Annotated in this window: 22 protein-coding genes; 12 read left to right on the forward strand and 10 right to left on the reverse strand. The window is 65.6% G+C overall.

Annotated features, from left to right (window positions below; all coding sequences use genetic code 11):
• Window positions 1-86 precede the first annotated feature (86 nt).
• A complete protein-coding gene (trmB, locus tag RO07_RS21580) occupies window positions 87-884 on the forward strand; it encodes a tRNA (guanosine(46)-N7)-methyltransferase TrmB (RefSeq protein WP_039405652.1) in 798 nt (265 codons plus the stop codon).
• An 85-nt stretch (window positions 885-969) separates the two neighbouring features.
• Here trmB and RO07_RS21585 read toward each other — a convergent pair whose 3' ends face one another.
• The 4 genes from RO07_RS21585 to RO07_RS21600 all read right to left on the reverse strand — a co-directional run bounded on the left by RO07_RS21585 (window position 970) and on the right by RO07_RS21600 (window position 3817).
• Window positions 970-1812 (reverse strand): undecaprenyl-diphosphate phosphatase, encoded by an 843-nt coding sequence (locus tag RO07_RS21585; protein WP_039405654.1) that lies wholly within the window; start codon window positions 1810-1812, stop codon window positions 970-972.
• A gap of 103 nt (window positions 1813-1915) precedes the next feature.
• On the reverse strand, window positions 1916-2554 hold the full coding sequence (locus tag RO07_RS21590; protein ID WP_084072745.1) for a DUF1439 domain-containing protein: 639 nt from the start codon (window positions 2552-2554) through the stop codon (window positions 1916-1918).
• A 76-nt stretch (window positions 2555-2630) separates the two neighbouring features.
• A complete protein-coding gene (locus RO07_RS21595; RefSeq protein WP_039405660.1) occupies window positions 2631-2894 on the reverse strand; it encodes a YkgJ family cysteine cluster protein in 264 nt (87 codons plus the stop codon).
• 140 nt (window positions 2895-3034) lie between these two features.
• The gene (locus RO07_RS21600; RefSeq protein ID WP_052266785.1) at window positions 3035-3817 is read right to left on the reverse strand and encodes an SDR family NAD(P)-dependent oxidoreductase; all 783 of its coding nucleotides are present in this window, start codon (window positions 3815-3817) and stop codon (window positions 3035-3037) included.
• 161 nt (window positions 3818-3978) lie between these two features.
• Between RO07_RS21600 and RO07_RS21605 the strand changes: the two genes are divergently transcribed.
• From RO07_RS21605 to RO07_RS21620, 4 genes are all read left to right on the forward strand, one after another.
• Window positions 3979-4596 carry a TetR/AcrR family transcriptional regulator gene (locus tag RO07_RS21605; RefSeq protein WP_052266786.1) on the forward strand — a complete coding sequence of 206 codons (618 nt, stop codon included), beginning with the start codon at window positions 3979-3981 and terminating at the stop codon, window positions 4594-4596.
• Between the two features lie 96 nt (window positions 4597-4692).
• Window positions 4693-5361 (forward strand): protein-L-isoaspartate O-methyltransferase family protein, encoded by a 669-nt coding sequence (locus RO07_RS21610; protein ID WP_039405665.1) that lies wholly within the window; start codon window positions 4693-4695, stop codon window positions 5359-5361.
• Between the two features lie 123 nt (window positions 5362-5484).
• The gene (locus RO07_RS21615; protein ID WP_039405667.1) at window positions 5485-5808 is read left to right on the forward strand and encodes a rhodanese-like domain-containing protein; all 324 of its coding nucleotides are present in this window, start codon (window positions 5485-5487) and stop codon (window positions 5806-5808) included.
• A 78-nt stretch (window positions 5809-5886) separates the two neighbouring features.
• Complete coding sequence (locus RO07_RS21620; RefSeq protein ID WP_052266787.1) at window positions 5887-7353, forward strand: TolC family outer membrane protein; 1467 nt, start codon at window positions 5887-5889, stop codon at window positions 7351-7353.
• 117 nt (window positions 7354-7470) lie between these two features.
• Here the strand turns inward: RO07_RS21620 and waaA are convergent, their stop codons facing one another.
• The 4 genes from waaA to RO07_RS21640 all read right to left on the reverse strand — a co-directional run bounded on the left by waaA (window position 7471) and on the right by RO07_RS21640 (window position 12286).
• A complete protein-coding gene (waaA, locus tag RO07_RS21625; protein ID WP_052267449.1) occupies window positions 7471-8772 on the reverse strand; it encodes a lipid IV(A) 3-deoxy-D-manno-octulosonic acid transferase in 1302 nt (433 codons plus the stop codon).
• A 2-nt stretch (window positions 8773-8774) separates the two neighbouring features.
• The gene (locus RO07_RS21630) at window positions 8775-9662 is read right to left on the reverse strand and encodes a Kdo hydroxylase family protein (protein WP_039405669.1); all 888 of its coding nucleotides are present in this window, start codon (window positions 9660-9662) and stop codon (window positions 8775-8777) included.
• A gap of 5 nt (window positions 9663-9667) precedes the next feature.
• Window positions 9668-10660, reverse strand: coding sequence for a lipopolysaccharide heptosyltransferase I (waaC, locus tag RO07_RS21635; RefSeq protein WP_237171482.1), 993 nt, complete (start codon window positions 10658-10660; stop codon window positions 9668-9670).
• A 228-nt stretch (window positions 10661-10888) separates the two neighbouring features.
• Window positions 10889-12286, reverse strand: a complete 1398-nt coding sequence (locus RO07_RS21640; protein WP_039405672.1) for a phosphomannomutase/phosphoglucomutase — start codon at window positions 12284-12286, stop codon at window positions 10889-10891.
• A 340-nt stretch (window positions 12287-12626) separates the two neighbouring features.
• On the opposite strand from RO07_RS21640, the gene RO07_RS21645 reads away from it, so the two are divergent.
• From RO07_RS21645 to RO07_RS21675, 7 genes are all read left to right on the forward strand, one after another.
• Entirely contained in the window at window positions 12627-13844 is a 1218-nt protein-coding gene (locus RO07_RS21645) for an oligosaccharide flippase family protein (RefSeq protein WP_039405674.1), read from the forward strand.
• Between the two features lie 4 nt (window positions 13845-13848).
• Window positions 13849-14994 (forward strand): glycosyltransferase family 4 protein, encoded by a 1146-nt coding sequence (locus tag RO07_RS21650; protein ID WP_115089042.1) that lies wholly within the window; start codon window positions 13849-13851, stop codon window positions 14992-14994.
• Window positions 14991-16136 (forward strand): glycosyltransferase, encoded by a 1146-nt coding sequence (locus RO07_RS21655; protein WP_039405677.1) that lies wholly within the window; start codon window positions 14991-14993, stop codon window positions 16134-16136. Before RO07_RS21650 ends, RO07_RS21655 begins: the two co-directional genes overlap by 4 nt.
• 8 nt (window positions 16137-16144) lie before the next feature.
• Window positions 16145-17287, forward strand: a complete 1143-nt coding sequence (locus tag RO07_RS21660; protein WP_052267451.1) for a glycosyltransferase family 4 protein — start codon at window positions 16145-16147, stop codon at window positions 17285-17287.
• A gap of 68 nt (window positions 17288-17355) precedes the next feature.
• A complete protein-coding gene (locus RO07_RS21665) occupies window positions 17356-18450 on the forward strand; it encodes an MraY family glycosyltransferase (protein ID WP_039405680.1) in 1095 nt (364 codons plus the stop codon).
• Window positions 18451-18504: 54 nt separating this feature from the next.
• Window positions 18505-19596 carry an MraY family glycosyltransferase gene (locus RO07_RS21670; RefSeq protein ID WP_039405683.1) on the forward strand — a complete coding sequence of 364 codons (1092 nt, stop codon included), beginning with the start codon at window positions 18505-18507 and terminating at the stop codon, window positions 19594-19596.
• A gap of 94 nt (window positions 19597-19690) precedes the next feature.
• A complete protein-coding gene (locus RO07_RS21675; RefSeq protein WP_039405686.1) occupies window positions 19691-20701 on the forward strand; it encodes a symmetrical bis(5'-nucleosyl)-tetraphosphatase in 1011 nt (336 codons plus the stop codon).
• A 35-nt stretch (window positions 20702-20736) separates the two neighbouring features.
• Here RO07_RS21675 and RO07_RS21680 read toward each other — a convergent pair whose 3' ends face one another.
• Window positions 20737-21567, reverse strand: coding sequence for a lysophospholipid acyltransferase family protein (locus RO07_RS21680; RefSeq protein ID WP_039405689.1), 831 nt, complete (start codon window positions 21565-21567; stop codon window positions 20737-20739).
• A 12-nt stretch (window positions 21568-21579) separates the two neighbouring features.
• A complete protein-coding gene (locus tag RO07_RS21685) occupies window positions 21580-22884 on the reverse strand; it encodes a dihydroorotase (RefSeq protein ID WP_039405692.1) in 1305 nt (434 codons plus the stop codon).
• Window position 22885 lies beyond the last annotated feature (1 nt).

A 22885-nucleotide genomic window follows, 5' to 3' on the forward strand; every position in this document is an offset into this window, starting at 1 on the left:
TGGGCGTTGACTTCGGCAATCGACGTGAGTCCGCCGCTTCCCCCGATACCTCGACAAGCCGTCGCCTCAGACGGCTTTTTGTTTCCATGACGAATCACGGACACCTGCCGGCCGACGACGCGCAACCGGCCCACGACGACGCAGCCGACGCCGGCGCGCCGGACTCCAACGAACAGGACGGCGACGTCTACGTCGGCCCAGACGGCGTCGCTCACCCGCGTCGCATTCGCAGTTTCGTGCGACGCGCCGGCCGCAGTTCCGAAGCCCAGAAGCGCGCCTTCGACGCCCTCGGTCCGAAGTTCGTGGTGCCGTACGCCCCCCGGTCGCTCGACTGGCCCGCCGCATTCGGCCGCGACGGCGCGCCGCGCATCCTGGAAATCGGTTTCGGCATGGGCGACGGCACCGCGCACATCGCCAAGCTGCGGCCTGACGACGATTTTCTCGGCGTGGAAGTGCACGAGCCGGGCGTGGGCGCGCTGCTCAAGCTCATCGGGGAGACCCCGCTCTCGAACATCCGCATCATCCAGCACGACGCAGTGGAAGTCGTTCAGCACATGCTGCCGGAAGGCTCGCTCGACGGCGTACACGTCTTCTTCCCGGATCCGTGGCACAAGAAACGCCACCACAAGCGCCGCCTGTTGCAGCCGCCGTTCGTGGCGCTGCTCGCTTCGCGCCTCAAGTCGGGCGGCTATCTGCACTGCGCGACCGACTGGCAGGAGTATGCCGAGCAGATACTCGAAGTGCTCGGCGGTGAAGCGTCGCTCGAGAACACAGTGGGCACCGGTTACGCACCGCGCCCCGACTATCGCCCCGTGACGAAGTTCGAGAACCGCGGCCTGCGCCTCGGTCACGGCGTGTGGGATCTCGTGTTCAGGAAGCGCTGACCGGCATCACGGACGACATTGCGCCTGCACCAACGCAGAGGGCACCCCACGGGTGCCCTTTTTCATTGCGACGCCGCTGCCTGCGTCAGTCCGCCCAGACGACGAGGCCGCTGTAACCCGTCGCCAGCACGACGATGCCGAACACGATGCGATACCACGCGAACGCCGTGAAGTCGTGCGAAGCGATGTAGCGCAACAGCCAGCGCACGCAGATGAAGGCGCTGACGAAGGCCGCGATGAAACCGATGCCGAACAGACTGAAGTCGTCGACCGACAGCGTCGAGCGCGCCTTGTAGAGCTCGTAGACGGTGGCGCCGAAGAGGATCGGAATCGCGAGGAAGAACGAGAATTCGGTCGCCACACGACGCTCCAGGCCGAACATCATGCCGCCGATGATCGTCGCGCCCGAGCGCGACGTGCCGGGCACCAGCGCGAGGCATTGCGCGAAGCCGACCTTCAGGGCGTCGGCAAGCGACAGGTCGTCGATCGAATTCACGCGCGGCAACCTGCCCGCCTCGACGTTGCGGCGATTGTGCCGCTCGACGAGCAGAATGATCACGCCCCCGACGATGAACGCCGTGGCGACCACGATAGGATTGAACAGCACGGCCTTGATGTGCTTGCCGAAGAGCAGACCCAGCACGATGGCCGGCACGCAGGCGGCGATCACGTTGATCGCGAAGCGACGCGCCTTCGCATCGCCGCCGAGCCCCAGGACCACCTGTGCGATCTTCGCGCGGAATTCCCAGCACACAGCAAGAATCGCACCGAACTGAATCACGATCTCGAAGACCTTGCCCTTGTCGTCGTTGAAGTCGAGCAGACTGCCGGCCAGAATCAGGTGACCGGTCGACGAGATCGGCAGGAATTCGGTCAGACCTTCGACCACACCGAGAATGACGGCTTTGAGCGCCAGCAACAAGTCCATGCAATGAGTTCCTGAGAAGTCGTGGAGCGTAGGGAAACCAGGCGAGCTGACAAGCAGGCGACGCGAGCGAGGTCGGCATGCGCCCCGCTTCGCGTGCGAGCCGTCATCGCGAATCGAATTTGACGTTCACACCATGCGCCAGCACGGTGATCGCGCCCGGCTGACGCGCCGCGCCGCCGATATTGAGCTGCTCGGGCTTGAACGTATAGATCGGTGCGTTCTGCAGCAACTGTGTCGCGATCAGCGCGCCTGCCGCATTCAACTGCCGCGACCAGCGCTCGGGCAGGCCGTCGATGGTGAACGTCTCGACCTCGGGATCGCGCAACACGACCGACATCGTCGCGGGATCGTAGGCAAGTGCGCTATCGATCGCGAGCGTGCCCGTGAGCGGCGCGCCGCCCAGCGGATGCATGACGGTGGCATCGACGGACACGGCCAGCCGGTTGCGCTCGGGCAACAGGGTCAGTCGCGGATGCGACAGGTTCACGTCGAGCACGGCGAGCACGCGCCGGTCGAACGGAAACTTGCGTTCGAGCGCTCGCTGCAACTGGCCTTCGGAAAAAGTGTAGTCGTTGCCGAACGGCAACCCCGCGCACGCCCCGAGTCCTGCGGCGAGCACGGCGGCACCGCCCAACGCCAGCCAGCGCCGGCGTCCCGTGTCAGGCACATGGGTTGCATGAGGCGCGTCATGTGCCTCGCAGTGCTGACGAATGGACGAATCTCGATACGGACTTATCGGCATGTCGCGTTCCGCTACAGAGCTCAGGCGCCCCATACGCCTGATACGCGCGACTATAGCACCCGAGTGCGACAGAGCACTACGCGCGGCCGGGCGCGGTCATCGACTCCAGCGTGGACAGCCAGGCGATGGCCTGCGCGCGATCGTTGCCGCACATTTCCGCCGACGGCTGCAGCGATCCGCACACGGCCGGGCGCTGCGCACTGCCGAAGATCCGGCAGCGATCGTCCTCGTCGAGCTGCACGCAACGCGTGTTCGCCGGTTTGCCGTTCGGCATGCCGGGAATGGGCGTCGAGATGGAAGGCGCGATGCAGCAGGCCGCGCAGCGAGGTCGGCAGTTCATGGAAAGGTGGGAGGTCGGGGGGCGCGCTCGACGAAAGGCATCGTCCTGCGTGGCGCGACGCCCGAATCGCAAATCGCAATGTGCGCGCATTTTAACGCGGGCGGGCATGCGCGGCATGGGAACGCCGCGCGCCCACGGACTCACCAGGGCAAGCTGCCCGAAACGTCGAAGAATCCGCCGGTGACCGGGCCGCGCTCGCCAAGCGCGAGCATCACCACACTGCGCGCCCCTTGCTCGAGACTCTCGCGGGCGCGCCCGGCCGAAGCGTCGCCGGCCAGACTGGCGGGAGCCCCAGGATCGACCGAGTTCACCGTGATCGACGTCTCGCGCAGCGTCTGCGAGAGCTGCACCGTCAGCATGTTCAGCGCGGCCTTCGACGCGTTGAAGCCGATGCGCCGCATCGACGCATGCGCCCATGCCGGATCGTTGTTGTGCGCGAGCGAGCCCAGTCCGCTCGACACGTTGACGATACGTCCGCGTTCGGAGCGCGAGAGCCACGGCAGCATCGCCTGCGTGACCCGCAAGGTGCCGAAGAAGTTGGTCGCGAAAACGCGCTCGACCGCTTCGATGGAGGCGCGCTCGGGCGCGTCGTCGCGCGGATCGGTCACCCCGGCGTTGTTGACCAGCACGTCGAGCCGACCATGATATCGGCCAATGCGATACGCGGCGGCGTGCAGCGTCTCCGGTCGCAGCAGATCGATGACCAGCGTCTCGGCCTGAAAGCCGGCCTTGCGCAGCGGCTCGACCACTTCGTCGCCCTTCGCTTCCTCGCGAGCCCCGACCAGCACCGTCATGCCGGCCTCCGCGAGCGCTCGCGCCACTTCCTGTCCAATTCCTCGGGTCGCGCCGGTCACCAGCGCCACCTGTCCCACATGGCGTTCGGCGTCCTCACGCGCCACATTCTCGATAGCGTCCCGTTTCATCACTGCTCCCGTCGAATTGCCTGTTGTTCTGCGCCCAACCGCACGCAAATTTGTTAGCATCGAGTTTATGAAGAATCCTTCAGCTTTTCTATTCGCATATGAAACCTGACAGCCGGGGCCCCGCAGCGCCCCGTAAAACGCCGCAACAGGCCCGATCGCGGGTGACCATCGACGCGATTTTCGAGGCCGCGCTTCAGGTTTTGCTGCTCGACGGCGGACGCCAGCTCACGACCACGCGCGTGGCCGAGCGCGCCGGCGTGTCCGTCGGCACGCTCTATCAATATTTCCAGAACAAGCAGGTGCTGCTCTACGCGGTGCTCGAGCGCCACGTGGAGCGCATCGTCGAGACGGTCGAGGCGACCTGTCTGGCCGCGCGCGGTCAACCGCTCGAGACGATGGCCCGCGAGCTCGCCCGCGCCTACGTGGGCGCGAAGATGAGCAACATCGAGGAAGCGCAGGCGCTGTATCGGCTCTCCGAGGATATGGACGGGCGGGAGATCTTCGCGGACGCGGCCACGCGCATGCATGCGGCCGTCGTGGGCATGCTCGGCAGCGCGCGCAATGCGCACTTCGCCGATCCGTCCACGGTCGCCTTCGTCTTCCTGAATTCGATGACGGGGCCGATCAAGGCGATTCTGGAGAACCGCGCACCGGCGGGCACCTGCCACGAAACGCTGGCCGCGCAGATCGCCGATCAGATGGCGACGATGTGCGCGGCTTACCTCAATCGCGTGGCATGCCCGCAGGACGTGCTGCAAACCGCGGCACCGGCGGCATAGGCGCGTGCTGCGTCAAAAGTACACGCGTCATCATGACCGCCGCCCGGAACTGGTAAAATGCCGGGTTGTGTTTGCCTACTACCCACGGTAATCGAGATGAATTACGAACAGGCCCGCTTTAACATGATCGAGCAGCAAATCCGTCCCTGGGACGTGCTCGACCAGCAAGTGCTCGATCTGCTGACGGTGGTCAAGCGCGAAGAATTCGTGCCGGCCGCCTATCGCGATCTCGCCTTCACCGACGTCGAACTGCCCCTGCCGGGCGCATCGATCGCCAACAAGAGCCAGCACATGATGTTCCCGCGCGTCGAAGCGCGCATCCTGCAGGCTCTCGCGCCGAAGAAGAACGAGAACGTGCTCGAGATCGGCACGGGCTCGGGCTACATGGCGGCCCTGCTGGCCTACAACGCGCATCACGTGACGACGGTCGAATTCGACGCGAACCTCGCCCAGGCCGCCCAGCAGACGCTGCGCGCCAACGGCGTGACGAACGTGGAAGTCGTCAACGCGGACGGCGCCCAGGGCTGGAGCGCCGCCGCGCCGTACGACGTGATCGCCATCTCGGGCGCGCTGCCCGAACTGCCGCAGGCGTTCCTCGACCAGTTGAAGGTTGGCGGCCGTCTGGCAGCGTTCATCGGCGGCAGCCCGGTCATGGAAGCGCAACTGATCACGCGCCTATCCGAGACCGAATACCGCACGGAAAACCTGTTCGAGACGCAAGTGGCCTATCTGGTGGCGCCGCAACCGTCGAGCTTCAAGTTCTGAGCCCGGCGACCGGGTCGCGTGCCGCCGGCTGACGGCACGCCCCGGATCGCCGCGAGCGGACCGGTCCCGCCCCGCGAGGGGTTCCATGAGAACCGGACGCCATCAATACGACACACGAACATCATGCAAAACATTTCACCGGCGCAATTGGCCCAGTGGCTCGCGGATGGGGAACGCGGGCAACCCACGCTGCTCGACGTGCGTGAGGATTGGGAAGTCCAGACCTGCCACATCGCCCAGAGCAAGAATGTGCCGCTCGGCGACGTGCCCAGCCGTCTGACCGAACTCGACGCCGATGCCCCCATCGTGTGTATCTGTCACCATGGCATGCGCAGCGCTCGCGCCGCGATGTTCCTGGAACAACAAGGTTTTACTCAGCTGTTCAATCTGGACGGCGGTATCGATGCCTGGGCTCGCCAGGTCGATCCGTCGATGCCGACTTACTGAGCCAGAGCCGTGCGCCCCCCGAGGCTTGCCGCGCGACAGCGTGCGGCCAAATGTGCGCCCGCGCGGCGCGCCGTCCCTGTGAGCGCCTTCGTCCTGACGGCGACGCTCGCGGCCCTCATCGGCTTCGCCACGCCCGCTGGCGCGACCGACCTTCTCCAGCTCTACAGCGAGGCTCAGAGCCGCGATGCGCTCATTGCCAGCGCCCGCTCCGCATACCTCGCCAACATCGAAGCCCTGCCGCAGGCGCGCGCCGCGCTGCTGCCCCAGATCACCGCGCGCTGGGGCGCCGTCAACACGCACTACGGCTCGGGCAACATCTCGAACACGTTCGGCAGCAGCGGCTACAGCCTCGCGCTCACGCAGCCGCTGTTTCACTGGGACAGCTGGCAGTCGTACCAGCAGGGCAAGCTCACCGTGGCGAGCGCCGAAGCGTCGTTCGCACAGGCACAGCAGGATCTGATTCTCCGCGTGGCGACCGCCTACTTCGACGTGCTCGCCGCACAGGACGACCTTGCCCTGGCTTCCACACACAAGCAGGCCATCGCCGAACAGCTCGCGTCCGCCAAGCGGAATTTCGAAGTCGGCAACGCCACCATCGTCGATACGAACGAAGCGCAAGCGAGCTTCGACCAGGCCACCGCCCAGGAGATCGCGGCGCAGAACACGCTCGACGTGCGACGCGCGGCGTTCGCGCGCATCGTCGGTCACCCGGTGGGCTCGCTCGCCACGCTGCGCGCCGGGGCCACGCTGCCCTCGCCCGAACCGAACAACGTGGCGGACTGGGTGACGCAGGCCGAACAGGCCAATTACGGCGTGCAACTACAGGCGCTCGCGCTGGAGATCGCGCGACGCGAGACGTCGAAAGCCAGGTCGGGCTACATGCCGTCGGTGGATCTCGTCGCCGCCGGGGCACATTCGAACGTCGGCAACGCGAACAGCCTGCTCACTTCGGCAATGTCGAGCCCGTCGAGTCAAAGCACGGGACCGAGCGCCGCCGGCCAGATCGGCATCCAGATCAGCATCCCGATCTTCTCGGGCGGCTCGGTGCAGAGCAAGATGCGCCAGACGCTGGCCCTCGAAGACAAGGCGCAGAGCGATCTCGACGACGCGCGCCGTCTCGCGGTGCTCAACGCTCGCCAGTCCTACCTGGGCGTGTCGAGCGGGCTGGCGCAGGTCAAGTCGCTCGAAGCGGCCGAGCAATCGGCACAGTCGTCGGTGGCGTCGAACAAACTCGGTTACCAGGTGGGCATTCGCATCAACGCCGACGTGCTCAACGCCGAAGACAAGCTCTTCACGACGCGACGCGATCTCGCCAAGGCGCGCTACAGCACGTTGCTCTCGAGCCTCCAGCTCAAGGCCAGCGCCGCCACGCTCGTCGACACGGATCTGCAATTGCTCAACGCGCTGCTCACGGAGAATCCGGACGCCTCGGCCGTGACCGCCGGTGCTCGCGCCAGCACACCTGCCAGCCCCTCCGCCCGCGCGCCTGCGGGAATGCCCGAGCGTGGCGTGCGCCCGGGCACCGTCTCACCCGTTCGTCGCTAGACAGGGCGCGAAGCGCGCGGGAACGCACGGCGCAAAACAAAAAGCCTCGCATGGCCGGTTCGACATGCGAGGCTTTTTTTGTCGACGAGCATCGGAGAGATGCAGAAGGTTCCCGCCCTACTGCACCAGTCCCGGCTTGTCGAGCCAACGTCCCAACGCCGCGACAGTGCGCGCGGTCGCGCCCTGATGCTGTTTCGCGAACAGCGTTGCGGCGGTGCGCATCGCGAGGCGTCGGTCGTCGTTGACCAGGACGTCGGCCAGCGCCGCGGCCAGTTCGCCCGCGTCGCTCACGCGCCGCGCAGCACCGGCCGCCAACGCATTCTCGCTCGCCTGCGTGAAGTTGAACATGTGCGGACCGAACACGACCGGCGTGCCCGCCGCGCAAGCTTCGATCAGGTTCTGGCCGCCCAGCGGCAACAGGCTGCCACCGATGAACGCCACGTCCGCCGCCGAAAAATACGCCGGCATCTCGCCCATCGAATCGCCGAGCACGACATCGATATGCGCGGGCAGCGGCGTGCCGTCGTCGGGCCACGCACTGCGGCGCACGTAGTTGAGACGCACCTTGTCGAGCATCGCCGCGACTTCGTCGAAACGCTGCGGGTGACGCGGCACGAGCAGCAGCAACGACTGGCGCCCGACATTGGACGCCGCTGCCAGCATGGCGCGCGCCTGCAGCACCAACGCCTCCTCGCCGTCGCGCGTACTCGCCGCGAACCACACCTTGCGCGCGCCGAAGCGCTCGCGCCAGCGTGCGCCCAACGCAAGCAGCTGCGCAGGCGGTGTCATGTCGAATTTGAGATTGCCCAACACATCGACGTCGTGCGCACCCAGCATGCGCAGACGCTCGGCGTCGGCATCGCTCTGGGCGAAGACGCGGCTGAAGCCGCCGAAGATCGGCCGGGTGGCTTCGCCGAAGCGCGCCGCCCGCCGGAACGAACGCGCCGACATGCGCGCGTTGGTCAGTACCAGCGGCACGCCGTCCTCGCGGCACGTGAGGACGAGATTCGGCCACACCTCGGTTTCCATCACCAAGCCGACGCTCGGACGCCATTGCTTCAGGAATCGCCGGATCGGCCCGACCATGTCGTAAGGCAGATAGCAGCGCTGCACGCGCTCGCCGAACAGGTTCTCGCCGATGGCGCGCCCAGTCGGGGTCATGTGCGTGAGCAGGATGCCGTGCGACGGATAGCGCTCGAGCAGCGCTTCGATGAGCGGCTGTGCGGCGCGCGTCTCGCCGACGGAGACGGCGTGCACCCAGATAAGCGGACGGCCGGTGTAGGGCGGAGCATCGTAGAAGCCGAAACGCTCCCCGATGTGGCGACGATAGCCGGGCTCGAAGCGGCCGCGCCACCACAGGCGCACCACCGCCAGCGGTGCGACGATCCACCAGAGCGCGCGATAGACGAGACGCAGCACCATCAGACGAGCGCGCGATGCGTGAGGCGTTGCAACACCGCCAGCGGCGAGCACTCTGGGTGCACCATCGCGTCGGCGGGCAGGAAAAAGGTCTGCTCCATCATGAACTGGCCCGACATCACGGCGTGCGACGTCTGATCCGAGAAGCAGATCCAGACGCTGCCCGGCGGGAACGGCATGGTCTGCTGGCCGGCGTCGCGCTGGTAGCCCATATCGGCCTTCATGCCGTCGTGCAGATGCAGCATGATGTGATCGTAGCCGCTGCGCGGGCGCTTCGTGATGCCCACGGCGTTCTGCAGCCACGCGGAACCGGGCCATTGCGTCGGCACTTTCGGCAGGAACCGCGTGGCCACGGCCTCGAACGGCTCCCCCACGCGCCAGACGCGCGGCTGCCCGGCCGGATTGATGTTGGTGAACACGCGCAGAATGCGCTCGCCGTAGTTGGGACGTGATGGGAAAGCGTCCACGTGCAGACGGCTGTCATCCTTGCGCCACGACGTCTGACGCGTCTCGACCTGATGCAGACGCAGGCTCGTCGGCGCGGCGCGCAGCTTGCCGCGATATTCGGGCAGCAGACCGTCGATCAGGCTGCACGCCTGCGTGTAATAGCGCCTGACCAGCGCGTGCACGGCGCGGTGCGTGGCGTCGTCGGCCGCGACGCCGACGAGCACGTCGGTCTTCGGATCGAGGCTGATGTTCTTGCGTTTCGGATCGGCAATCGCGGGGTCGAGCAGGCGCTGCTCGGCCGCGTCGATCGCGAAGGCCAGATGGGGGAAGTACAGGACCTTGCCCGCCTCCACGTCCGCCACGAGGGTCTCGCGCGGCACCGACAGCGCGCCGCCTTGCCAGTCTGCCGACTCGACGGTGACGATCTGGCTGTTTTCGCTCATTTCACTCATGCGATTGGGTCCTCCCCGGTCGCGGCGACGCCAGCGGCACGTTCGCTGCCGCCAGCCGCCGGCTGTGACGACAGCAACGGCGCCAACTGGCGTACGGCGTCACGCACCTGTGCGAGCGTTGGCTTGTGTTCGGCGTCGCCGAGATTGACGATGCGCGGCGACCAGAATCCACCGGTCCGCCACGCGGTGGTGAAATTGTATAGCTCGATGGTCGGTCGGTTCAGCGCTGCGGCAATATGCACCAGTCCCGTGTCCACGCCGACGGTGATCGCACCGCGATCGATCAGCCCCACGACCTGCGACAGATTCATCTTCGGCGGCACCCGGGCCACATCGCCGAGCGCAGCCGCCAGCCGCTCCGATACGGTGCGCTCGGCCGGGCTGCCCCACGGCAGCACGATCAGGAATCCGTGCGAGGCGAGATCGCGCCCCAGCGCAATCCAGTTGTCTTCGGGCCAGGTCTTGTCGTCGCGCGAGGTCGCGTGGACGAACACCGCATAGGGGCGGTCGGGACACTGGCTGTGATCGGCGCGCTCGGTCGCAATGCCGAAATCGGTCTCGGCCGGCGCCGTGAAACCCATCGCCCCCCCGACCAGCAGTCGCGAACGCGTGACGACATGCGTATGCGGTTCGATCCGCACCATGTGCTGATAGAGAAAGCGCACCGGCCACTCGTAGCTGGCGCCTTCGGTACGGTTGCCAAGCCCCCAGGTGGCGCCGCGCGCGGTACGCGCGATCCAGCCCGTCTTGACCAGTCCCTGCGTGTCGATCACATAGTCGTACGGCGTTTCTCGCAGGGCGCGGCGAAATGCGCCGATTTCCTGCCAGGTGCGCGCGGCGAACGGCTTCTTGCGCCAGCGGCGCAGCGCGAAGGGAATCACCCGACGCACGCCGCGCACGAGTTTGACGAGGTCGACGAAACCTTCTTCCACGACCCAGTCGATCTGGGCCTCGGGATAGCGGCGCAGGATGTCCTGCACCACGGGCATGTTATGGACGACGTCGCCGAGCGACGAGACTTTGACGATCAGAACCTGCAACCGAACGCCCCGGCGGTTCGGCCGGGCCTCGTGAGCAAAACCGCGATTTTACCCCGAGCCAGGCCGCCATCGGCACGGATGCCCGATCTTCTCACTCGCCCCGCCCCCACGTGTGCAGGTGGCAAACGAGGCAACGCGACACAATGCGCCGTCGCCCCCGCCCGGTCTGGCCCGGCCTCAGAACGGCAGTCTGGCGTCGGGTTTGACGGCGAGAATCGCCTGGCGAAAGTCGTCCTGGATGCGCTTGAGCGCGGCGTCGCTGTCGGCCTCGAAACGCAGCACCACGACCGGCGTGGTGTTCGACGACCGCGCCAGACCGAAGCCGTCCGGGTATTCGACGCGCACGCCGTCGATCTTGACGACCTCCTGCGCGCCGTCGAACCTGGCCGTCTCGCGCAGCTTGTCGATCAGCGCGAAGTTTTCGCCTTCGGCGAGCGGGATCTGCAGTTCCGGCGTCGAAATCGAGTTCGGCAGCGCGTTGAGCACAGCGCTCGGATCGGCCGCGCGCGACAGGATTTCGAGTAGACGGGCGCCGGTGTAAAGGCCGTCGTCGAAGCCATACCAACGGTCCTTGAAGAACACGTGGCCGCTCATCTCGCCCGCGAGCGGTGCGCCGGTTTCCTTGAGCTTGGCCTTCACGAGCGAGTGCCCCGTCTTCCACATCAGCGGCTCGCCGCCGTGCTGCTTCACCCAGCTCGACAGGTTGCGCGTGCACTTGACGTCGTAAATGATCTTCTCACCCGGATTGCGGCTCAGCACCTCGGCGGCGAAGAGCATCAGTTGACGATCGGGATAGATGATCTGGCCGTCCTTCGTGACGACGCCCAGGCGATCGCCGTCGCCGTCGAACGCGAGGCCGATTTCGGCGTCGGTCGTCTGCAGCGTGCGAATCAGATCCTGGAGATTCTCCGGATGGGCCGGATCCGGGTGATGGTTCGGGAACGTGCCGTCCACGTCGCAGAACAGTTCGATGACTTCGCAGCCAAGCGCGTTGAACAGCGCCGGCGCGTAGGCGCCCGCCACACCGTTGCCGCAATCGACGGCGATCTTCATCGGACGCGCCAGATGCACGTCGTTCACGATGCGCGCGCGATACGACTCGCCGATCTCGTCGGCCGTGTACGTGCCCTGACCGGTCTCGAAGTCCTGCCGCTCGATCAGTTTGGCGAGCGCCTGGATGGCGTCGCCGTAGATGGCGCGCCCGCGCAGCACCATCTTGAAACCGTTGTAGTCGGGCGGATTGTGGCTGCCCGTGACCATGATGCCGGAGTCGACGACGCGGCCGTGCAATGTGACGTTCGTGGCGAAATACACCATCGGCGTGACGACGACGCCGATGTCGACCACGTCGACGCCCGCGGCGCGCAGGCCATCGGCCAGGGCGGTGATCAGTTCGGGGCCGGACAGGCGACCATCGCGGCCGACCACGACGGCATTGCCGCCCTCGCGACGCAGCGCCGTGCCGAAAGCGCGGCCGATCAAATGCGCGACGTTGGCGTCGAGCGTCTTGCCGACGATGCCGCGAATGTCATAAGCCTTGAAAATCGCAGGCGAAACTTGCGTGGATTGCGTCATGGAAGTGGGTCTCTCGGAAACGAGGGAAGAAATGAGCATTGACGCGTGCGGACCACACCGGGCCGGCGCTCCGAACGCTATGCGTACCTAAAGCGGCGCGCCGCCGTCATCGGGCAACGCGGCAAACGGGAATTCCCGGCGCGACCTCCGGCCGGGAACGGCTGCATTACGTTAAAATTATACGGGACTTCGCCGCGCTGCGGCATGTCCCGGGAGCCCTGTCAGTAGGCGCCTACAATCCTGGTGTGCGCCACCTGACGAGTGGGGCAGCATCACCCGCACCGGCCTTACGAGGCCGGTTTTGCTTATTTCGAGAACGAGTGAGCCGCGCGAGCGCCACATGCCCTATCGGACCATCATTCGCAACATCCTCTGGATGCTGACCGAGCGCGGCGCGCAGATCGCCGGCGGCATCGCGGTCTCCGGGCTTCTGGCGCGCAGCCTGGGCGCCGCCCAGTTCGGCCTGTTTCAATACGCGCAATCGCTCGTGTTTCTCGCCGCATCGCTCACGCTGCTGTGCGGCAGCGAGGTCGTGGTGCCCCGTCTTGTCGGCAAGTCCGAGGCCGAGCAGCGCACGGTCATCGCCCATGCCTTCCTGCTGCGGCTCGCCGCCGCCGCCATCGCCTACACGCTCCTCGCCGTCTATGTGATCGCGTTCGCCGAGTCCTCGCTGCTGGCCGTCACGCTCTGGCTCGGCGTGGCGCTCTGGTTCCGCGAGCCGTCGGGCATCGTGATCGCGTGGCTGCAGGCGCGCACGTTCAACCGTCCCAGCGTCACCGCCAATCTTTGCGCCCTCGGCGTGAAGCTCGCGCTCGTGGCCGTGCTGTTCGTCACGCACGCGGACATTGCGGCGTTTGCCGTCGTCTACGCGCTCGAAGCCATCGTCGCGGCGGCACTGCTCGCACGCTATTACCTCAGGCATTCGCCCAGCACGCCTGTCGTCTGGCGACGCCGGCTGCTTGCCGATCTGCTCGCGAGCGGCGCCACGTTCTGGGGCGGATTGATGCTCATGATGCTCTTCAAGCGCATCGACCAGCTCGTCCTCAAACCGATCGTCCCGCTCGCGGAACTTGGCGCTTACGCGGCGGCCATGCAGGTCACCGAGAACTTCGTGCTGGTCGCGCCGATCATCGCCAACTCGCTGGCGCCGCAGCTGATTTTCCAGACGGTCGACAACACGGTCGCGCGACGCAACACCGTGCGCGCCGTGTGGTTGATGGTCGCCGCTGGCGCCTGTCTGGCCGTGCCGATTGCGCTGCTTGCCCCATGGATCGTGCATCTCATTTACGGCGCGGGGTTTGCGGAGTCTGCCGAAATTCTCCGGGTGTCGGCGCTCATGGGCATTCTCGTCTTCGCCGATGCCGCCCTGAACCTCACGCTGATTCGTCGCGGCGCCGGCCGATGGGTGATCGCGAAGTGGCTTTGCGCGGCGCTCGTGGCGTTCGTCGTCGTGCGCACGCTCGCGCCGACGCTCGGCGCGCTTGCCGGCGCCCTGGGCTACGGCGCCGGTTACGCGGCGGCACTGCTGCTCGGCGTGTGGCTGCTGCGACGGGACTGACGCGATGACGGCCACAACCAACATGTCGACCTCGCGTCCCCGCACCCTCTGCCTGTTCACGGGAACGCTCGCGGCATTCGCCGGCGCCGAGCGCGCGACCGCCACGCTCGCCAACGCGCTCGCCGCGCGCGGGCATCGCGTGCATGTGCTCTCGCTGTGGGGGCACACACCCGTCTTCACACTGGCCGACGGCGTCACGCACCATGCCTTGTTCGCCGAGCGCGTGGCGTTCAAGCGTCATTACGCGTCCATCGTGTGCCGGGTGCGGCGCTATGCGCGCGAGCACGAACTCGATGTGATGATCGACGTCGATCCGATGCTCGCGCTCTACACCGTGCCAGCCACGCTGGGCCTGGCGCTGCGTCGCATCGCGTGGGAGCACAGCACCTATGCGAGCGATCTCGGGCGCCGTGCGCGACGCTGGGCGCGTTCGCTCGCCGCCCGGCGTTACGACGCCGTCGTGGTCCTGACCGACGCCGACCGCGAAGCGTGGCTCGCCCATCACCCACGCGCCCACGCCCGATTCGTGACGCTGCCGAATCCGCTTGGCCTGCCGATTCCCGGGTCGCCCGCATCGCATGACGACGATCGATGCGTGCTCGCCGTCGGCCGCCTCATCCCGGAAAAGGGTTTCGACAGGTTGATCGACGCATGGTCGCGGATCGCCGTGGACGCCCCCGGCTGGCGCGTGCAGATCGTGGGCGATGGGCCGTTGCGCGACGCCCTGCTCGCGCAGGCGCGCGAAGCCGGCGTTGGCGACAGCGTGAGCGTGCTGCCCGCCGTGAGCGATATCGCCCGCTACTATGCGCGTGCGGCCGTCTATTGCCTGCCGTCGCGGCGCGAGAGCTTCGGGCTGGTGCTGCTCGAAGCCAAGGCTTACGCGTTGCCCGTGGCTGCCTACGCCGCCGACGCCGGTCCGCGCGCCCTGCTGCGCCATGAGATCGACAGCCTCGTCGTGGACGATGGCGATATCGCGGGATTGGCCGGCGCCCTCGCCCGCCTCGTCGGCGATGCGGCCTTGCGCGAGCGCCTCGGTCATGCAGGTTACGTCCATGCCCGACAGTTCGACGCCGACGTTATCGCAGCGCGTTGGGAGACGCTGTGGGCGCCTGACGAGTCTTCCGCAGCGCGGGTGGAGGACATCCGATGAAAATCCTGCTGCTCGTCACCGGACTGCAACTGGGCGGCGCGGAGACGCAGGTCGCCGACCTTGCCCGAGGCTTTCTCGCGCGCGGACACGACGTGACGTTGATTTCGCTGACGGGCCAATGCGCGATTGCGCTGCCCGAATCGGCGCGCCTCACGCTTGTCGAGCTGCAAGCGGGCAAGACGCCGTGGTCGCTGGCATGCGCGCTGCGGCGGCTCGTCTCGTATCTGCGCGCATGGCGTCCGGACGTCGTGCACGCGCATATGGTGCATGCGAACCTGCTCGCGCGCGTAGCGCGATGGTTTGCGCCGATGCCGGTGCTCGTCACGAGCGCCCACAGCCGCAACGAAGGCGGACGCCTGCGCATACTGGCGTATCGCCTCACCGATCGCTGGACGGACCTGAGCACCAATGTGAGCGACGACGCCGTCGCCGAATTCGTCGCGCGCCGCGCCGCGCCGCCGACACGTATCGTCAGCATGCCCAACGGCATCGATACACAACGTTACCGACCGGATGCGCAAGCGCGCGTGACCATCCGTGCCGTCGAAGCACCCGGCCTTGCACCAACGACGCCGATCGTCTTCGCTGCCGGTCGCCTGGTGGAGGCAAAGGACTATCCGACGTTGATCGACGCCTTTGCCTGCGTGGTCGCGCAGATGCCGGAGGCGAAGCTGTTCGTCGCGGGCGACGGGCCACTGCGCGCATCGCTGGAGGCATTGGTGCAGGCGCGAGGGCTCACGGGAGCCGTCACGCTGCTCGGGCGTCGAAACGACATTGCGCGGTGGATGTGCGCGGCGGACGTGTATGCCATGTCGTCCGCCTGGGAAGGACTGCCGCTGGTGATCGGCGAAGCGATGGCCTGTGGCCTGCCCGTGGTGTCGACCGACTGCGGCGGCGTGCGCGAACTGCTCGGCCCTGACGACGGCAACACACTCGTGCCCGTCGGCGATGCGCGCGCGCTGGGCGATGCGCTGCTCCATCGATTGCAACAGTTGCGCCTTCCCCGCGATGCGGACAACGCGCTTGACGCGACAGGCGCAGCCAACCGCGAGCGCATCGTTACCCACTACTCGCTCGACGCCGTCGTGACGCGATGGCTCGAAATGTATGCCCGTCTCGCCAGGGCGGACGCGAAAATCTGATGTTCCCTATGCAACCACCCGTCCTGTTCTGTTCAAACTCGTTCTGGTCCATTCACAATTTCCGTGGCGGGCCGATTCGGGCGTTGCTGAACGCCGGCCATCCGGTTCACGTCGTGGCCCCGGACGACGATTACGCGCCGCTGCTTCGTAGGATGGGCTGCACAGTGCACGTCATGCCCATGGCGTCGAAGGGGCAGAACCCGCTGCAGGACATGGCGCTTACATGGCGTCTTTTCCGCCTCTACCGGCAAATTCGCCCTGCCGTGTGCTTCCACTACACAATCAAGCCCAATATCTATGGTGCCGTCGCTGCTCGGTGGGCTGGCATTCCGTCGGTATCCATCACGACCGGCATGGGCACGGTATTCATCAACAAGTCGCTGATTACTTTCGTGGTTCGCCAGTTGTACCGGTTCGCCTTCCGTCGCACGCTCGAGAACTGGCTGCTCAATGAGTCCGATTTCCATGCGATGGTGGACGGCGGCCTGGTCGACGCGCGCAAGGCTCGGCTGTTGCCCGGCGAGGGTGTCAATCTCGATCATTTCGTACGCGCACCGTGGCCGGATGACGATGGCACATTCCGCTTCCTGCTGATTGCGCGTCTTTTGCGCGACAAAGGCGTGCTGGAGTTCGTGGAAGCTGCCCGCAAACTGAAGCCGTCGATGCCTCACGTGAAGTTTCAGTTGCTGGGTCCCGCGGACGTTGAGAATCCGACGGCCATTTCGCGCGAGCAGGTCGCTGCCTGGGTCGATGAGGGTCTCGTCGAATATCTCGGGGTCACTCAGGAGGTTCGCCCTTTCATCGCGCAAGCGCACTGCATTGTGCTGCCGTCCTATCGCGAAGGCCTGTCCCGCACTTTGCTCGAGGCCAGCGCCATGGGACGCCCCGTGCTCACGACCGATGTCCAAGGGTGCCGTGAAGTGGTGACCGACGGCGTGACGGGATGGATCGTTCCGGTACAGGATGCATTGGCGTTGGCCGCGCGAATGCGGCACATCGCCGATACGCCGGCGCGCGACCTGGAAGCGATAGGAGAGACCGGGCGTGATAAAGTAGCGCAGAATTTTGACGAGCGACCGGTGATTGCCGAGTATTTTCGGATATTGGGAATTGTCAATCGTGATGCGTCTGCTCCTATATCCCACCTTTGATGGGCCATATGAGATGACACCTGTCGAAGATAATAACCAGGCAACGCAATAACCGACTTCTCCGCACTATGCTGAACCTGACCTTGGCATTGGTAGTTTCATTTGTCACTACGCTGCTTATTGTGCGTTATGCCCACGTGCACGCCCATTTTTCGAGCGATAGCGATACACAAGGTGTTCAGAAGGTGCACGCCCACCCCGTCCCTCGCATCGGAGGACTGGGCATCATGCTCGGCTTGCTCGCGGCAGGCACCTTCGCGACATTCAATTACTCCGGCAACCTCAAGGAAATCCTCCTTCTGACGCTCAGTGCAGCACCGGTATTTCTCGGCGGGTTTGTCGAAGACGTAACAAAGCGCGTGTCCCCGAGAACGCGTTTGCTGTGTGCAATGGTTTCGGCCCTGGTGGCTTATTGGATTCTCGGCATTCACATCAATCGTGTCGATATCGTGCTCATCGACAAGATGCTGGCCGTTCCGTTTATTTCGATCGTGCTCACTGTCGTTTGCGTCGCGGCCATGACCAATGCCATTAATATCATCGACGGCTTCAACGGCCTCGCGGCGATGGTCAGCATTTTCATGTTCATGTCGCTCGGCTACGTCGCATTTCAAGTGGGCGATAATGTCGTGCTGACAGCGACGATGATCATGATCGGCGCCGTTTTGGGATTCTTCATTCTCAATTATCCGAACGGATTGATTTTCCTCGGCGATGGTGGTGCGTATTTCGTCGGCTTCATGCTCGCCGAGCTTGCGATTTTGCTGGTGATGCGCAATCCGGCCGTGTCGCCGTGGTATCCGGCGTTGATGCTGATCTATCCGATTTTCGAAGTCTGCTTTTCGATTTATCGTCGCCGATTCGTGCGTGGCGTCTCCCCGAGCATGCCCGACGGTGTGCACTTGCACATGTTGATCTACAAACGGGTGCTGCGCTGGGCCGTAGGCTCAAAGATCGCCGCACAGCTTGCACGGCGAAATTCGATGACGTCTCCGTACCTGTGGGTGCTTTGCCTACTCGCAGTCATCCCGGCCACGATCTTCTGGCGATATAGCGGCGTACTGGCGGCATGCTGCTTCGTTTTCGTCGTCATGTATATCTGGCTCTACCAGCGTATCGTGCGCTTCCGATCACCCCGCTGGATGATTCTCAAGAAGAAGTAAGTCGCGCTCCAATTCCTTCCCCGACGGCCGATTTGTCGACCGTCTACAGGCATCATGCTGAGTCTCGCTATCGCCCTCGTCGTGTCGTTCGTTGCGACGCTGTTGATCGTCCGTTACGCGCACGTTCACGCCCGCTTCTCCGGGGACAGCGACATCGCCGGGGTACAGAAATTTCATGTGCGTCCCGTGCCTCGCATCGGCGGTGTCGGCATTCTCGCCGGCCTCATCGTGGCCGCGACCGCCCTCGTCTTTTCCTACCCGAAAGTCTCCCGCGACATCCTCCTGCTCGTCGCCTGCGGCCTGCCGGCCTTCATCTCCGGTTTCATCGAGGACGTAACGAAGAAGGTCACGCCCACGGTGCGGCTCGTCTGCACCATGTTCGCCGCGTTGCTCGCCTGGCTGATGCTAGGCATCCACATCACGCGCGTGGACATCGGCGTGGCCGACCGCGCGCTCGTTCTCACCGCCGTGTCGGTACCGCTCACCGTCCTGTGCGTGGCCGGCATGGCCAATGCCGTGAACATCATCGACGGCTTCAACGGCCTGGCCGCCATGGTCGCGATGATCATGTTCGCGTCGCTGGGCTACGTCGGCTTCCAGGTGCAGGATCCGATCGTGCTCACCACGTCGATGATCATGGTCGGCGCCATCCTGGGGTTCTTCATCTTCAATTTCCCCGGCGGGCTGATCTTCCTCGGCGACGGCGGCGCCTATTTCATCGGCTTCATGCTCGCCGAGATCGCCGTGCTGCTCGTCATGCGCAACCCTCAGGTGTCGCCCTGGTATCCGGCGCTCATGGTGATCTACCCTGCCTTCGAGGTCTGCTTCTCGATCTATCGCAAACGCTTCGTGCGCGGTATTTCGCCGGGCATCCCCGACGGCGTGCACCTGCACATGCTCGTCTACAAGCGCCTGATGCGCTGGGCGGCGGGGGCGCGCACCGCAAGCGCGCTCACGCAACGCAATTCCTTGACGTCTCCGTACCTTTGGCTGCTATGCTTGCTGGCAGTGATCCCGGCAACGGTCTTCTGGCGACATAGTCTGGTGCTCGCGCTGTGCTGCGTCGCTTTCATGGTGACGTACGTGTGGCTGTATCTGCGCATCGTCCGCTTCAAGGCGCCACGCTGGCTGATCTACAAGAAATGAACGACCTCGGGGGGCGGCGCGCGAACGGCGCGCGGTCGCGGCACACCCAAGCCCCCTGATCGGGACAACAAGACAAGACAGCGCCACCAACGCAATGCGTGACATCTATGCCATCGGCGACCTTCAAGGTTGCCAAACGTCGTTTGAACAACTGCTCGCACGCCTGCCCCAGGACTCGGACCTTTGGCTCGCGGGCGATCTCGTCAACCGCGGCCCGCGCTCGCTCGATACGCTGCGTCAGGTCATCGCGCTCGGCGATCGCGTGACGGCCGTGCTCGGCAATCACGATCTCCATCTGCTGGCCGTCGCCGCCGGCGTGCGTCAGGCGCACGGCAGCGATACGATCGACGACATTCTCAACGCCCCCGATCGCGACGCGCTCGTCGACTGGGTTCGACGTCAGCCGCTCGCGCATTTCGCACGTGGGCATCTGATGGTGCACGCCGGCGTGTTGCCGCAGTGGGATGCCGCGCAGGTCGTCTCGCTCGCACAGGACGTACAAATGCAGTTACGCGGCCCGGACTGGAAGACGTTCCTCTCGCGCATGTTCGGCAATCAGCCCGACCAGTGGCAGGAAGGCCTCAGCGACGAAGACCGCCAACGCTTGACCATCAACGCCCTCACCCGCATGCGGTTCTGCACCGCGGACGGACGCATCGACTTCAAGATCAAGGAAGGGGCGGACGCCGCCAGCGAAGCGCTCAAGCCGTGGTTCGATGCGCCCGGCCGCCGCACGAGCGACGTCACCATGGTCTTCGGTCACTGGTCGGCGCTCGGACTCGTGATGCGCGACCGTCTGCTGGGCCTCGACACCGGATGCGTGTGGGGCGGCAAACTCACCGCGGTGAAGCTCGCCGAGACGCCCGCCGGGCGTGACTTGATTCAGATCGATTGCCCGCAAATCCGTGATCCGTTCGCGTCGGCGGACGGCAAGAAGCGCAACAAGATCAAAAAGGCGGACAAGGCCGAAGACGCGTTCAAGGCCGCAAAGGCGGAGAAGCTCGGCAAGACGGCGCGCAAACTCGACGCGCCGCTCAAGATAGACAAGGCGAACAAGAGCGAGAAGCCGGCGAAAGCCGCCAAGCGCAAAGGCGATGGATCGTGATCGCTGCGCGGCGACGTACCACGCGCCGGTGAACGTCAGGCCTGCATCGCCTGTGCGGCATCGCCCTCTTCACCGTCCAACGCCGATTCGCGCGAACCGACCGAACCGCTTTGCGGCAGCAACGCTTCGGGCAGGAAGGCCTGCAACGCTTCACCGACCGCCTTCTGCGCGCCGAGTGCAAACTCGCGGCGATGCTGGCCTTCCTGGGGATACTGCGGCTCGCCGATCGACAGGCGTACCGTCATCGGCGGTGCACGCAGGATCATGTCGATGGACTCGATCAGGCTCGTCTCGCCGATATAGGCCGGCGCCATCGTATGGCGCTCGCTGGCGGCGTCCGTATAGAACAGACACAACGGCTGCACTGGCTTGGCCGTGGTGACAGGTGCCTGCAGCAGGTTGGCGTGGAACGGCAAAAGACTGCGGCCGTCCGTCGTCGTGCCTTCCGGAAACACGGTGATGATGTCGCCGTCGCGCAGACAATCGGACAGGTAGTGCATGATGCGACGCGCGTCCGCACGGCGCTCGCGCTGAAGGAAGATCGTACGCGTCTGCACGCACAGCCAGCCGACCAGCGGCCAGTGCCGAATCTCGGCCTTGGCGACGAATCGCACCGGCTGCCACGCATTGATCGCGAAGATGTCGATCCACGATACGTGATTGCACAGCAGCATCACGCCGCCGTCGGGCAGCGGCGCGCGCTGCTCGACTTCGAGTCGCATGCCGCACAACCTGAGCAGCTTCTGCGACCACGCGCGAATGCGCCGATGTTTCGCCGCTTCGGACAGAAACGGGAAGAGCAGCAGCGCGGTCAGCAGGCCTCGCGCGAAATGCAGGCCCAGACGGAGTTTTTTTATCAACAGCACGGCAATCGCATCCTAGACGGCGAGGGCATCGTACGCCACGTGGCCACCGACCAACGTGAACCGAACGCTACCCGGCAATTCGTATCCCAGAAACGGGGTGTTGTGCCCGGCACTGCGCAACTGCGCCGCCGAGACGGTCCAGTACGACGAGGGGGCGAACACGCAGACATCCGCCGTGAGCCCCGCGGCCAGCCGACCGGCGCCCGGCGCCGCCGCTTCCAGCCGTTGGCCCGGTGCATGCGTCACGCGCGCGAGTGCATCCACGAGCGGCACGCGAGCCTCCTCGGCCCACTTCAATACCAGCGACAATAGCAGCTCCAGTCCGCTCGCCCCCGGCGCCGCCTCGGCGAAGGGCACGAGACGGGCGTCGGCGGCCAGCGGCGTATGGTCCGAGCAGATGGCGTCGATGGTGCCGTCGCGGGCCGCATCGCGAATGGTATCGCGGTCGCGCCCGCCCCGCAGCGGCGGGTCGAACCGGTACTGGGCGTCAAAATAACCGATGTCCATGTCGGTCAGATGCAGATGATGCGCTGCGACGTCGCACGTCACCGGCAAACCTTCCGCCTTGGCCGCACGCACGAGCGCAACGCCCGCCCCCGACGACAGGCGGCACAGATGCACACGCGTGCCCGTGACGCGCACGAGTTCGAGAATGGTATGCAGCGCGATGGTCTCGGCCGCAACCGGAATCCCCGCCAGTCCGAGACGCGATGCCACCGCGCCACTTGCCGCCACGCCGCCCGCGGCGAGCGCCGCATCCTGGGGACGCAGCCACACGCTCAGGCCGAACGTGCCCGCATATTGCAACGCCCGCAACAACGTGCGCGTATCGGGCGTCGGTGCGTTCGCCTGCGACAGGCCAATGCAACCCGCCTGCGCCAATTGCGCCATCTCGGTAAGCTCGTTGCCAGCCAAACCGACCGTGAGCGCGCCCAGCGGATGCACCTGCGCGGGATGTGTCGCGCCGGCGCGCAATCGCAGCATCTCGACGAGGTCGGGCTCGTCCAGCACGGGATCGGTGTCGGGCGGGCACACGACGCGCGTCACGCCGCCGGCCAGCGCCGCAGCCGCCTCGCTGGCGGCCGTCACGCGCCGAGCGGCCAGATCGACGAGTCCGGGCATCACGCGCCGAGCGGCCAGATCGACGAGTCCGGGCATCACGATCGACCCGGTAACATCGACGGTCCGCTCCGCGGTGAAGTCGGCAGGCGCCGCATCCAGTGCAACGATCCTGCCGTCGGCGACGAATACGTCCTGTACGCGATCGGTTCGGGTAGCGGGATCGATGAGGCGACCGCCCTTCAGATGCAGTTTCATC

The organism is Pandoraea pulmonicola (genome assembly GCF_000815105.2).
Taxonomy (GTDB): domain Bacteria; phylum Pseudomonadota; class Gammaproteobacteria; order Burkholderiales; family Burkholderiaceae; genus Pandoraea; species Pandoraea pulmonicola.

Excerpts from the sequence above, each read along its gene's own strand:
- trmB (WP_039405652.1), top strand. The coding sequence starts at position 87 with ATGACGAATCACGGACACCTGCCGGCCGACGACGCGCAACCGGCCCAC.
- RO07_RS21585 (WP_039405654.1), bottom strand. The coding sequence starts at position 1,812 with ATGGACTTGTTGCTGGCGCTCAAAGCCGTCATTCTCGGTGTGGTCGAA.
- RO07_RS21590 (WP_084072745.1), bottom strand. The coding sequence starts at position 2,554 with ATGCCGATAAGTCCGTATCGAGATTCGTCCATTCGTCAGCACTGCGAG.
- RO07_RS21595 (WP_039405660.1), bottom strand. The coding sequence starts at position 2,894 with ATGAACTGCCGACCTCGCTGCGCGGCCTGCTGCATCGCGCCTTCCATC.
- RO07_RS21600 (WP_052266785.1), bottom strand. The coding sequence starts at position 3,817 with ATGAAACGGGACGCTATCGAGAATGTGGCGCGTGAGGACGCCGAACGC.
- RO07_RS21610 (WP_039405665.1), top strand. The coding sequence starts at position 4,693 with ATGAATTACGAACAGGCCCGCTTTAACATGATCGAGCAGCAAATCCGT.
- RO07_RS21615 (WP_039405667.1), top strand. The coding sequence starts at position 5,485 with ATGCAAAACATTTCACCGGCGCAATTGGCCCAGTGGCTCGCGGATGGG.
- RO07_RS21630 (WP_039405669.1), bottom strand. The coding sequence starts at position 9,662 with ATGAGCGAAAACAGCCAGATCGTCACCGTCGAGTCGGCAGACTGGCAA.
- waaC (WP_237171482.1), bottom strand. The coding sequence starts at position 10,660 with ATGCCCGTGGTGCAGGACATCCTGCGCCGCTATCCCGAGGCCCAGATC.
- RO07_RS21640 (WP_039405672.1), bottom strand. The coding sequence starts at position 12,286 with ATGACGCAATCCACGCAAGTTTCGCCTGCGATTTTCAAGGCTTATGAC.
- RO07_RS21645 (WP_039405674.1), top strand. The coding sequence starts at position 12,627 with ATGCCCTATCGGACCATCATTCGCAACATCCTCTGGATGCTGACCGAG.
- RO07_RS21650 (WP_115089042.1), top strand. The coding sequence starts at position 13,849 with ATGACGGCCACAACCAACATGTCGACCTCGCGTCCCCGCACCCTCTGC.
- RO07_RS21655 (WP_039405677.1), top strand. The coding sequence starts at position 14,991 with ATGAAAATCCTGCTGCTCGTCACCGGACTGCAACTGGGCGGCGCGGAG.
- RO07_RS21660 (WP_052267451.1), top strand. The coding sequence starts at position 16,145 with ATGCAACCACCCGTCCTGTTCTGTTCAAACTCGTTCTGGTCCATTCAC.
- RO07_RS21665 (WP_039405680.1), top strand. The coding sequence starts at position 17,356 with ATGCTGAACCTGACCTTGGCATTGGTAGTTTCATTTGTCACTACGCTG.
- RO07_RS21670 (WP_039405683.1), top strand. The coding sequence starts at position 18,505 with ATGCTGAGTCTCGCTATCGCCCTCGTCGTGTCGTTCGTTGCGACGCTG.
- RO07_RS21675 (WP_039405686.1), top strand. The coding sequence starts at position 19,691 with ATGCGTGACATCTATGCCATCGGCGACCTTCAAGGTTGCCAAACGTCG.
- RO07_RS21685 (WP_039405692.1), bottom strand. The coding sequence starts at position 22,884 with ATGAAACTGCATCTGAAGGGCGGTCGCCTCATCGATCCCGCTACCCGA.